At 66.9% G+C, this 12,665-nt stretch carries 5 protein-coding genes; 1 reads left to right on the forward strand and 4 read right to left on the reverse strand.

Annotation, left to right across the window (positions count from 1 at the left end):
• Positions 1-337: 337 nt before the first annotated feature.
• A complete protein-coding gene (locus ACFCV3_RS11760) occupies positions 338-4,282 on the reverse strand; it encodes an RICIN domain-containing protein (RefSeq protein WP_376029064.1) in 3,945 nt (1,314 codons plus the stop codon).
• Positions 4,279-10,413, reverse strand: coding sequence for an RHS repeat domain-containing protein (locus ACFCV3_RS11765; protein ID WP_376029066.1), 6,135 nt, complete (start codon positions 10,411-10,413; stop codon positions 4,279-4,281). The genes ACFCV3_RS11760 and ACFCV3_RS11765 overlap by 4 nt, the downstream gene beginning before the upstream one ends.
• Before the next feature lie 407 nt (positions 10,414-10,820).
• On the opposite strand from ACFCV3_RS11765, the gene ACFCV3_RS11770 reads away from it, so the two are divergent.
• Positions 10,821-11,153: a hypothetical protein gene (locus ACFCV3_RS11770; RefSeq protein ID WP_376029069.1), complete on the forward strand. Its 333-nt coding sequence runs from the start codon at positions 10,821-10,823 to the stop codon at positions 11,151-11,153.
• Positions 11,154-11,266: 113 nt separating this feature from the next.
• Here ACFCV3_RS11770 and ACFCV3_RS11775 read toward each other — a convergent pair whose 3' ends face one another.
• Both ACFCV3_RS11775 and ACFCV3_RS11780 read right to left on the reverse strand, forming a co-directional pair.
• On the reverse strand, positions 11,267-11,677 hold the full coding sequence (locus ACFCV3_RS11775; RefSeq protein WP_376029070.1) for a cupin domain-containing protein: 411 nt from the start codon (positions 11,675-11,677) through the stop codon (positions 11,267-11,269).
• An 8-nt stretch (positions 11,678-11,685) separates the two neighbouring features.
• On the reverse strand, positions 11,686-12,561 hold the full coding sequence (locus ACFCV3_RS11780) for a helix-turn-helix transcriptional regulator (protein ID WP_376029073.1): 876 nt from the start codon (positions 12,559-12,561) through the stop codon (positions 11,686-11,688).
• Positions 12,562-12,665 lie beyond the last annotated feature (104 nt).

Raw genomic sequence — 12,665 nt, forward strand, 5'->3', positions numbered from 1 at the left:
CCGACCCGGCGACTGACGGGCCAAGAGGGGGCCGAGCTCGCCCCAGCCCCGCCCCCTCCGGCCCCGTGCGGGGATCCCCACCCGCCGCTTGCCGCAGCCGCCCCCGACTGCTGCAAGCGCGTGGTCACGCTAGCAACACGAAGCGTTGCGTTGGCGGGTTCGTTAGATGACTCACAACGCCGCGCTCGACACGCCTGATCCGGCTTGCGCGACGCGTCATCCGATGCAGCCGGAGAACTGCTTCAGCTTTCACATTCCTGTATACACATGGATTCCGTCCATGATGGTTGCCACCGGCAAGGATCGCTCGCTGGTTGCACGGGAGCGAGAGTGTTCGTCAAGGCTGGTCGAGCAGGTAGCGTTGGCAGGGGCCGTTCCAGTAGTGCCAGGTGATGAGTCTGGCGTCTTTGTCCGGACTGCAGCCCGCGACGTCGAGCGAGTTGCCGGTTCCCTCCTGGGTGATGGACCAACTGCCGCCGACTGCCGGCTCGACCCGCCAGCGTTGGCAGCTGGTCTCCGACTCGGGGATGGTCCCGACCCGCTGGTTCAGGGCGCCGGTGCAGCCGATCACGTCCAGCGCCTCACCGGTGCTCGGCTCGACGATCTTGTACACGTCGTCGCCGATCGGCCGGAACTCCCAGCGCTGGCACGGGCTGCCGGCCACCCAGACCCACATCCGGACGTCGCCGTCGGGGCGGCAATCCACGACGTCGAGAGCATGCCCGCCATGAACCGCCCGGATCCGGTACTTACCGTCCGGCTGCATCGGGTTGAAACCGGCACGCAGAATCCACTGCTGGCTCGCCTCCGACGTACAGGTCCGCTGGACGATCGTGGCGTTCTCGGTTGTGCTCCCCTGTGACGGCGAAGCGCACTTGTCGCTATGGGCGAACCTCAACCGCACCACGGTGTCGTAGCTGCTGCCCTCGAGGTACTCGATCCGCATCTGCTGATTCGATGTGCCCACGCACGGCCACTGCAGGATCATGGTCTCGTCCTGGAGCAGCCGGTCGTCGACATCCAGGCACCGCGGCCGCCCGTCACCGATCTGGCCCTGGTAGTGAACGGTGTGCATCTCGTACTGATCCGTGCCGGCGATCTGCTTGATCCGGAACCGCTGATTCAACGTACCGCTACAGGTGTGCTGGACCAGCTTCTCGGCGTCTGTCTGGCTGGCCAGCCAGACGTCCAGGCAGCGGCTGCTGTTCCGGTTGATCAGCTCGTACGTGCGTTCCTCGATGTCGAAGCTCGGACCGGTACTCGCACCGACCCGCGGCTCCTTCCACCCACTGGTCGCAGTACCGAACGACGTCCCGGTCGAAGCGAGCGTGAAGACCTCCCGGCCGCCACCGTCGAGCGAGGAGAACAGCCCCACGTCATCCTTGCCGTCGCCGGTGATGTCACCTGTCGTGACGGCGGTCCGAGCGGGGTCGAACGAGGTCGTGTCACGCCACCACTCGGTCAGGGCCAACGCCGTACCGGTGGAACGGAACACCTTCAGGGCCGTGTCCGTCGAGCTGTTCTCGTAGAGCGCCACGATGTCGTCCTTGCCGTCACCGTCGACGTCGCCGACTTGTGGTTTGCTGCGTTCCCAGCAGTAGCTGTTCGAGTCCAGCAACGTCACGGGTGTCGCGCTGAACGCGGTGCCATTGGACTTGAAGTATCTGGTCACCGTCCGGCAGCTGCCCAGATTCTGCATGTCCACCAGATCAGCCTTGCCGTCGCCGTCGACATCCGCCAGAAGCGGCGCACTGGCCGACCAAGGGCTCGGCGTCGACAGCCACTCGACCGGGTTGGTCAGCGTCGGGCCGAGGAAGGTCAGCGTCCGCCAGCTCGTCCCCGAGACGTTGAGCTGGGCAACGATGTCGTCCTTGCCGTCGGCGTTCACATCACCCGCTACGATCCGCGCGGTGCTCAGCGGCCAGCCGTTCGGCCCACTGTGCCAGAAGGGCGCTGACGCGAAGTCGTACCGCTCTCCGTCCGACAGACCCCGGTACAGCCCGATCCGGCGGCCGGCCTCTTCCCGGACCAGGACCGCGTCGGTCCGGCCGTCACCGTCGAAGTCACCCCGCACCGGGCGGGTCCGGTACATCGCGAAGCCGCCGCTGGTGCCACTGTCCCAGGCCATCTGGCCGGTGTGCATCCCACCGCCCGGGTTCGACACCACGTTCCAGATCGCGGTCCGTCCTTCACCCTGATCGAGCACCATCGACAGATCTGCCCGGCCGTCACCGTTCACGTCGCCGCGGCGTTTGGCCGGCAACTGGGTGACCTTGTTCGCGCTGAGCTGCCACACGGCCGGATCGTCGCTCACGTTGTTGGCAGCATCGACCGCCTTCACGTACAGCATCCTGGCGGGAACACTCCCGCTCGCGGTTTGCCAGACCGACACCGGCAGCTTGACCGTACCGTCCGGCCCGGCTTTGATCCGGCTGACGATCCGCTCCGGCTTGAACCCGTACAGGTACTCGGCCACATCGGTGTCACCGGCAGCCGGCTTCAGCGTGACGGTACCGACGGTCCGGGTGGGAAGGTTGGCCTCGCCGTCCGGGAAGTCGGTGGACATCAGCTCCGCCGGCCCGGGCTTCTTCGCGTCGACCCTGAAGTAGCACGGCGGCGTCGGTGGACCGAAGTCGATCCCGTCGTTCTCGACGTTGTCGTTGCTCTTGGCCACGAAGTAGTAGGTCTGGCCGTCCGCGAACTCCTCCCGCGGGATCGCCGGCCAGGCGAAGGCCGAGCCGGACGTGGTGTTCGCCGAATCGACCTCGTACTCGAGCCCGTTGTCGGACGCCCGGTGGATCGACAGCCGGGTGACGACGTTGTCGCTGTCCTTGTCGGTGGCCTTCGCCGAGAACGAGTACCCCGACAGCGGCCAGCTCACCACCGTCGGCGCCGCCGCCGTTCCGCAAGGGCGAGGCCGGCTGAAGTTGACCCGCTCGGGCGCGTACGGCGCGTTGTTGTAGCTGACCACGAGCTTCGCACTGCCGCCATGGAACTTCTTCCACTGGTCCTGCGCTGCGGCGCTCTCCGTCTCCGCCTTGATCCCGAAGGTGACCGTCGGGCTCCGGTTGTCGGCCACAGTCTGGAGGTGGCTGGTCAGTCTGGGGTCCGTCCAGCCCATCAGCATGTCCGGCTGGCTGCCCCACGAGTTGCCGTGGGCAGTCGCCAGATGCTGGTACCAGTGACTCGCCATGTTCGCCCACGTCACCGGCTGGCTGCGATCGATGGTTCGGGTCCGCCACAACTGGGCCGGCGTCGGCGAACCGGTCGGGCTGTGGTGCAGACTCATCTCGAACCGGCTGCCGATCACCTTGCTGCCCAGGAACGGCCCGGACTCGAACTGCACCAGACTCCGGTAGGTCACCGCCTCTCCCCAAGCCCTGCCGACCTTGGCGCCGTCCTGACGGTCGTCGACCCAGTACGACGTTCCCTCGGACTCCTTCATGACGTGAGTCCAGAGGTAGTTGCTGACCGACCAGGACGGATCGATCGTCACTGGATAGCGCGTCGTCGCCGAACTCAGCAGCGCCTGGTCGGGCTCGATCACCAACTCGTTCGCCGACTGGGTCGTCGGGATGCTCGTGGACCGCGCCATCGGCTCGGCCTCCGGCGACTTCGCCGGGGCGGCCGTGTCCCACATCACCGCCTTCGCCGCGGTGAACAGCGTCTTCCCCGCCGAATCGGTGGCAACGGTCATCCCATCCGGCGTCGTCACCACCTTCAGGCCGGTGCCGCTGACCGGGAACCGCAGCTTCTTCAGTGCCGGGTTCTTCGCCGCCTCGCGATCCTTCACCACCAGCAAGTGCTGGAACCCGGCCGCCTCGACCCGCACCTTCAGGTCGACCCCGGGCAGCACCTCCGGATAGGTCGCCGTGTCACCGGCAAGAGCCGGTCGCGGCAATCGGCCCTTCCAACCCATCCGTACCTGCTTGTCCTCCTTGCCCAACGCAACCAGTTGGCCGTCGCCGCCACCGGACAACCGCAGCTCGGTGACGATCGCACCAGGCCGCACCGAGCCATCCGGGTGCAGCTTCAGGGAGGTATCGACGGGCACCCAGTCCGAGCCTTTCCGGGCCCGGACCGGATACGCGAACTGCTCCATCGTGTGCAGCCCCGACGGCTCCTGGAACACCTGCCGGGTCTCGGACCGAAGATGCGTCAGCTCGACCCGTTGCGCTTGCGCCGGGGCGGGCGCGGCGGACACCGCCGCACCCGGACCGGCAACGACAGCCGTCGGTACCACCAGCAACCCAGCCGTCAGGCCGCGCAGCAACCGGCTCATCCCGGCACCGTCGAATACTTGCAGGCTTCCTGCGCGCCAGGGGTGCTGCAGAGGTCGTTGTATTCCTTCCGCGTGATGTCGGGCTGGGTCTTGGGCCTGGTCCACATGTCGTGGAAGAGACCACCGAGCCAGCCACCGACCTTGGTGCCGGCGTAGCCGCCGGCAGCCCCGAGGAGGGTGACACACGCCCACGCCATGGGCCCACACGCCAGTCCCGCAGCGCCCAGAGCTCGCCCGGCGAAGCCGCCGAGTGTCCCGCCGAGCGCCCGGCCACCGGATTTGCCCAGATCCTCGGCGTTCTCCCGGCCTTCAGCGTCCTCCTTGTCCGCGGCCGTCTGGTTCTGTCCTTCGTTCTTCGCCGCTGCGAGCTGGGCCGCTCTGGCCCGATCACCGATCCCCTTGGCCACTTTGGCCAGCGCGTCGACGGATCTGTCCTGGTTGTTCAGGCCGGCCTCGACACTGTTCGCCAGGTTGAGGGCGTTCTTCATCTCGGTGGCGTCGTTGCCGGAGAGTTTGACGAACCGTTTGGTGACGATCCGGATGACTTCCTTGGTGTGGTACCTGATCGTCTTGACGACCTGTTTCCAGATCGTCACCTGGCGGGCCACCTCGGCGGTGCTCTTCACGGCCAGGCTGTGCAGGCCGAAGATCGACGCCAGCCGGGAGATGAAGGTCCAGATCACGATCTTCACGTAGACCGTGATGACCTCCTTCTGCAGCTCGACGATCCGTTTCACGTGCTGGCGGACGATCGTCTTCAGTTCCGTGACGGTCTCCACCCGGTACCGCTTGCCGTCGGCATCCACGAAGCTCACCGGGCTGTTGTTCGCGTACGCGTAGGCGTTGAGCTGTTGTGGATCCTCGGGATCGACCACCGGATCGACGGAGATGAACCGGCCGGACGTCGGGTCGTACTCGCGGGCGCCGAGCTGAACCAGCCCGGTCGAGTCGTCCCGGGTCCCGCCGACGAAGTCCTTCTGGCCGGGCCAGCTGGTGGGTACCGCGCCCCGGGTTTCGCCGTACGGCGTGATCCGCTTGCGCTGGTACGCCTGGGTCCCGGCGTCCACCATCAGCGTCGCCGAACCATGGTGATCCGAACCCAGCCAGGTCAGCTTGGTCCCGACCCGGACTCCAATCGTCTGTTTCCCGAACGTGTAGTGCCGGGTCCCCAGCTGGGAACCGTCGGGCATCAGCAGGAGTTCGGTCGAACCCAGGTACAGCGTGGTACCGGTCGAGTCCTTGCGCAGCAACCGGTTCCCGTCGGCGTCGTAGATGAACTCGGTCTTCTTGTCGCCCTTGGTGACCTTGGCCAGCTTGCCCTCGGCATCGAAGTCGAAGGACTCCCCCACCCCGGCCAGCGTCCGGCTGGTCTGGTTCCCCATCGCGTCGTAGCCGTACTCGTTGACCTTGGTACCACCCGGTCCAGTGGTCGTGATCTTCTGGACCGCGTGCGGCCGGGGCTGGCCCGTTGCCGGGTAGTCGTAGGTGCTCGTCGTCACCCCGGCGGTCGCGGTCCGCTTCTCGGTCTTGCGGTTGCCGATGGCATCGAACGTCCATTGGTGCCAGTACGGCGCCGGGCCGCCGAGCTGACTCGCACTCGTCGGCTGCACCCCACACCCCCCGCTCGACGGAGTCCATGCCTGGGTCAACCGGCGCGACTCGTCATAGTTGAAGCACTGGGTATCGGTCGGGTCGGTACTACCCGTAGCAGGAGCATCCACGATCTTGGTGACGTTGCCCGCGTGGTCGTAGGTGTAGGACTGGTCCAGGACCCGCTGCGGACCAGTGGTCTCCCGTTGACTGATTGCCCGGGTGATCCGTCGCGTGGCCTCGTCGTAGACGTAGGAGTGCCGTAGCCACTTCCCGCCCGTGGGTTGCAGCTCGACCATCGTCAGATCGCCGAACGAGTTGAACTCCGCATCGGTGACATAGCTGCCCAGCTCACTCGACAACGTCTTCGGTACCTCGTTGGCGTCGTAACCGGTGGTCAGCGTTTCGGCCGGCAGACCGCCCACCCCGGGCATCGTGAGGCTCTTGGGCTGACCGGTCTGGGTGTAGGTCGCGCTGATCTCGTAGGTCTTGGCCAGCGCACCCTCACTCGCGGGGATCGTGACCTTGGTACCGAGCGGCTGCCCGCCCACGTCGTACCCGGTCACCTCGGTCTTGTACGCGTTGCCGTTGACCCACCGGGTCGCCGTGCTCGGCGAACCGGTCGCGAGGTTGTCGTAGCTGCGCTCGACCCGGAGCGGCCCGGTCTCGCTGCCTTCGCGGACCTCCAGCTGGCGGCCGATCTCGTCGTAGCTGAAGAACAGCTTGGTACCGCGGCCGTCGGTGCTCGACGTCACCTGGTCCAGCTCGTTGTAGGTGAACAGGCTGGTCCCGCGATCCGGCTCCTCGACCTTGGTCCGCCGGCCCATCAGGTCGTAGCTGTAGCGCCACTGGTTCCCGGCCGGGTCCGTGACCGAGGCCAGCTGACCCGCCTTGGTGTAGGCGTAGCTGGTCTTGGCGTAGTTCGTACTCGGGTCCGGAGTGTTGTAGGTCCACAACTCGACCGGCCGCCCTTGGGCGTCGGAGATCTTCGTGGTCGCCTGCTCACCGGTCGGCGGGTTCACCGTCTGCCGGTCCGGCTCATGGGCGTGGGTGGTGAACCACTTCTCCTGGTTGAAGGACCAGAACGCTTCCTTCTTCGGCCGGTCGACCTCGTCGAACTCGGTCGCCTTGCGCGCCGGAAGCTCCTCCTCGACCGGGTCGTAGGGGACGATCCCGGGCGGCCCGTCGTTGTAGTACGGGCTGTTCTCGACGATCTGCAGACCACGGGAGTCGTACTCGATGTCGGTGACGACCCGGCCGATCCCGTCCGCGGCCGGCTGCTGGACCTGGCGCTTGCGCTGCAGCCCGTCCAGGACTTCGTACCTCGTCTCGACCGACCCGTCGGACTGCAGGTGCTTGCTCTGAATCACGTTCGGGGCGTCGACCCCGGCGTGGTAGATGTGCTCGACGTTCGGGGTCGCGGTCTGGGCCCGGCCGGGTAGCCAGACCTTGCTGATCCGCCCGATCGGATCCCGCTGCGCCACCGTCACCCGGCCGGCGACGTCGGTGACCTTGGTCGACTGACCCCAGGCCGGATCCAGGTCCGTGCTCGTGCTGTGCCCGTTCGGCAGCGTCGCCTTCGTCTTCGTCACCGGACCGTCCGCCGGGAGGTACTCGAACGTGCTCGTCCGGTCCTTCGCGTCGGTCTCGGTCTTCTTCCGGCCATGGTCGTCGTACGTGGTCAGCTTCACCGTCTGGTACGTCGGCGCGCCCGCGCTGGTGAACCCGCTCAGCCGCTGGGTCGCGATCGGCTTGCCGTTCTCCGGGGCAGCGCCGCCCTGATAGGACTGCTTCTGGTCCGAGACAACGTCGTCCTTGGTCCACGGCTGATCACACGCCTTGGCGACCGTCTGGGTCCGGGTCGGCAGCTCCGCGATGCCTTTGGTTGCGTTGCTCGCGTACTCGAACCGGGTACACGTGTCGTCCGCAGTGGTCGCCAGGTCGTTGGCGTTGGACGAGGCGGTGAGAACACCGGTCGAGGTGTACTCGTTGCTCGCCGCCGTCTGCTGGAAGCCGCCACCAGGCTTGGCCGTCCACTGCCGGACCGCCTTCTGCTCGACCTGGAACGCACTCGTCGTACCCCAGTCGCGGACCCGGGTCGCCGTCGGCGAGGACACCCAGGAGTCGGTGATCGTGCGCTCGGCGACCGCGCCGTTGACGAGTTTGCTGCTCTCCCGTTCCTGACCGGCCAGGGTGTTCAGGTCGTCGACCTTCGTTCCGGTGGAGTCCTCGATCTGGACGTCCTTGACGCCGCCGGCCTTCAGCTTGTCACCGTCCATGCCCTGGAAGTACCTGTGCTCGGTGACCGACTGGGTCCCCGACGGGTGCCCCTTGGTCACGACCACTCGCTTGTAGCCACGCCACTGCGACCAGGTCTTCCGGCCGATCTCGACCAGCCCGTCCTCGTCGTCGTGCCGCCACGACGGGCCCTCCGGATAGGTCACGGACGTCATCACCGGAACCATCCCGGTGACCCGATCGGACTCGACCACGGACGTCACGACGTACTTGTGGAACCAGTCCTCCCGCTCATCGACGGCACCCGGCGGCGTCCACTTCACCAGGTAACAGCGGCGGTGGTTGTCGTCGACAGGCGGGACGTTGCCCGGCAGGCTGCAGTCCTTCGCGGAGTAGGAGACCGAAAGCTCGCCGCCGGTGCCGTAATGGATCGCCTTGATCCGGAACCAGTCCAGCAGCGACTGACCGGACCCGTCCGCGACCCGGTTGTTCAGCTGAACCTTGTCGAAGTTCACCTCAGGCATCGACACCGCACCCGTACCCACCTCACCGGCGTGCGTGATCGCCTCCAGCCACAACCGCGGACTGGTGTTGTCACCCGGGTTCGGGAAGCTGTGCCGGAAGGTGTAGCTGTCCACCGTGTCGTACGTCGTACCACGGAGCACCTCGGTCCGGACCTTGCTCAGCTTCGTCTTCGTGAAGAAGCTCGGGCCGAACTTCGTACACCGGGTCGTGCTGGAGCATTCCTGATCCGTCGGGGTGTCCAGGAAGTCCGCCGGTGCACAGTTGATCCCGGCCACACAGCGCTGGGTCGTGTCGAAGTGGACCCGGGCCACCGGCTTCTCGGAGAACACCTGACCAGCGGTCTGCCCGTAGTCGATGCGTTTGATGTTGCCCGCGCGGTCGTACGACTTCACCGTGGTCTCGGTGCCGTTGTACGCGTAGTTGTTCTTCTCGGTCTCGTAGAACAACGACATCGTGTTCCCATGGGGGTCGACCACGTAGTCGAGATTCCACTTGTACGCCTGCTGGCAGAACGAGTTCGCAAAGGCGGTCTGGTAGCACTGCTCACCGGCGTGGTTGCCGGCGACCGGGACGACCCAGGTCGAGTTCGTGTCGACGGCATTCGGGCTCGGGATCTTGTTCAGGCCGAAGTAGTACTGCGTACCGTCCTTGCCCGTGATCCGCCAGTGCTCGCCGGTGGTCGCGGCGCTGTCGCCCTGATCACCATTGACTGCACCCTGCAGCCGCTCGACCTTCGTACCGTCATCACCTTTCGGGCGCCACTGTCCGGTCTGGTCGTCGCGGACCAGCTCGCCACCCTTGCCGTTCAGGCTGAATGTCGCGTTATCGGTGGCGAAACAGAGGTCACCGACCGGGCGCGTGCCGTTGTTGCCGGTCTTCTCCGACTTCGACCCACACGACGCGTACCGCCGCTCGATCGAACCACCCGGAGCCAGGTCGAATCCTTCCCCGGCCCACGAGGTCTGGTTGTTGGTCGACGAGGTCCGGCCGTCGACACCGCCGGACGAGTAGCCCAGGCTGATCTGAGGAGTAGGCCCGCCGGTACCAGGAGGTGTGCGCATCGGGTACTGCCAGTTGAAGTCGCCTGACGACCCACCCACCGACCAGGACGCGCTGGGCGCCAACGCCGTCGCGCCGAAGTCGCCCGCGGGCCCACTGGCGGCCGCCTGCATCGCGAAGACGCCGGTCGCCGGTACATCCGCGCTGAGCTTGCCGGATCCGGTGTTGCGGGTCGGGATCGCCTTCCCGGTCGGCAGGTCCACGAGCTGCAGTCGTGTCGCCCAGTCACCGCCGTACGCGTGCCGGAACGCCTCGTAGTTCAGCTCCAGCGAGACCTTGCCTTTGGCCTTGCTCTTGTCGGTGTTCGTGAGCTTCACCACCACTGACGAACCCTGCCGCCCGAGCAGATCCACCTTGACGCTGCTGGGTGAATTGCCGTCGGCCGTTGCCGGTCCCACCGAGACCGGCAGAACTCCGGCGGCACTCTTCGGCATTGCCCCGGACAGCTTCGCGGCCCAAGTGGGCTCCGGTACGGCGACCTCCGCCGTGCCTGCTGCCGGCCAGGTGACGGTTGGTGTCTTCACGACGTCCACGTTCAGATCCGGCTTGCGCGGGATCGGCGTGTAGTCCTTGCCGGACACGGATTTCACCTTGGCTGCCTTGATCAGCGGCTCGTCCTTCACCGGAGGAGGTGCCGCCCCTGCCGGGACAATCGTCCCGGCCACCAGCGTCAGCCCCACCAGACATGCCACCCCACCACGCACGACACGATCCGACATCAGTTCTCCCCAGCCTCGCTGTTGTGGTTGCCGGGCAAGAGCACGCCCCATGCCGGCTTGATGCTCTGCGCCTCATCGGTTCCAGCCCGAAACGGCGGCCGCCGGCCCAGCAGTCCACCGCCCGGCAACTCTCGCAAGGGCCGCTTTCAACGCGCTTTCACCGCCCTTCGGGGCGATCACGGACGGCGGGTGAGTCGCCGAACTGCCCTTCGGGCAGATTTCGAGACGTTCGTCGCGGCTCGCTACGGCGCGCTGCTGGTTGGCCTGGCCGCGGATCACCGGTGAGGACCCGGCAGCGTATGTCCGGCGGGTCATGGTCAACGCCCGGACCGAGTGGTGGCGCCGCAAGAAGCACACGCGCCGTACAGCGCCGCCGTGTAGGAGCTACTGTCGCGGCCGTCGTCACGGTGATCGTCGCCGGCGTTGGGTTCTTCGGGCACGATCGCTCGAACGGGACGGCGCCGGATCCTGTGTCCCCGACCACCACGAGTCGCTCCCCCAAGGCCCAGGCCCAGCCGCCCGAGGCCATCCAGGCTGCCCTGCTGCCCGACCGGCTGGGCAGTCTCGCGAAGGTCGCGGACCTGACAGTTCCAGCGCCGACCGGCGAGAATGTTTGGGAGGGATACGCCGCCACCCAGCCGGGCGACGAGGTACGGATCGCCTATCTGTGCAAGCGGACCAACGCCCCCGCCGAGGTGGATCCTTATGTACTACCTGGCCAACCCGTGTCCTCCACGTGACGGTTTCGCACCGATCCGGCAGCGAGGAGCTCTGGAGCGTCAACGCCATGGGCGCGATCTACCGCAAACCACCCAACTGAATGTCCCGCCTCGCGGCGAACCGACCACGATGATCAGGCGGTAGGTGGTGCGGCGTCGTACTCGTCGGCGGTGACGGGGTTGAGCCAGTGGACGACGTCGTGGTCGGAGTCGCCTTCGTTGATTGCGATGTGGACCATCAGCCGGTGGGGGGCGGCGCCGTGCCAGTGTTCCTCGCCGGCCTCGAAGAGGACGCGGTCGCCGGCGCGGATGATCTCGATCGGGCCGCCGCGACGCTGACAGAGGCCGACTCCTTCGGTGACGAAGACGGTCTGGCCCAGTGGATGGCGGTGCCAGTGGGTCCGTGCGCCGGGCATGAAATGGACGAGGTTCGCGGTGACGCGCGAGGGCGCCGGAGCCGCGGCGACGGCGTCGATGTAGACGTCGCCGGTGAACCAGTCGGCCGGACCTTTGACGGTGTCGATGGAAGTTCGGGTGATCTGCATCTGCTTCCTCAGTCGCTGTTCGACGGTACGTCGGCCGGAGCGGCCCAGGAGGCGAGCAACTGGAGCCGTTCGGACGAGGGGGATCCGGGTTCGGCGGTGTAGATGAGCAGCACCAGCCCGGGGTCGGCGGTGATCGCGAGCTCCTCGTAGACCAGTGTCAGTTCGCCGACGATCGGGTGGTGGAACCGCTTGGTCCCCGTCCCGTGCGTGCGGACATTGTGGTCCGCCCACAGGCGGCGGAAGACCTCGCTGCGGGTGGAGAGCTCTCCGACCAGGTCCTGCAGGCCGCGGTCGTGCGGGTCGCGGCCCGCCTCGGCCCGCATGATGCCGACACACATCTGGGCGAACAGTTCCCAGTCGGGATAGAACTCCCGGGACGCGGGATCGAGGAACTGGAAACGGGCCAGGTTCGGCATCCGGCCGCTGTCGCCGATCACCGGTGAGTAGAAGGCACGGCCCAAAGAGTTCGTGGCAACCAGGTTCTGGTGCGGGTCCCGGACGAACGCGACGCCGTCCTTGATCGCGTCCAGCGCCCATTGCAGGCTGAGTCGCGACGCGGGCTTTCCCGCCGTACGGCGTCGTGGGCGGCCCGAGGTCGGGATTCCGTCCGCGGCGCGGGCGAGGTCGAGAAGGTGGGCCCGCTCGGTGTCGTCCAGCTGGAGTGCTCGCGCGAGCGCCTCAAGTACGCCCGTGGAGGCGCCGGCGATCTGGCCTCGCTCGAGCCTCGCGTAGTACTCGACGCTGAGCCCGGCGATAGTTGCCACCTCGCTGCGCCGCAGGCCGGGGACGCGTCGGGGACCGGTGGTCGGCAGCCCTGCCTGGTCCGGTGTGATGCGGGCGCGGCGACTCGTGAGGAACTCGCGTACCTCCTGACGATTGTCCACGCCTCCGACAGTAACCCGCCGAAAGCCGGTGCGAAGCGACGAAGGGCGCCCTGCGAGTACACCTATCGACAGGGACTTCTTGCCCGGCCGACGGCGCAGTTCAC

The organism is Kribbella sp. NPDC056345 (genome assembly GCF_042262745.1).
In the GTDB taxonomy this organism is placed as follows: Bacteria; Actinomycetota; Actinomycetes; order Propionibacteriales; family Kribbellaceae; genus Kribbella.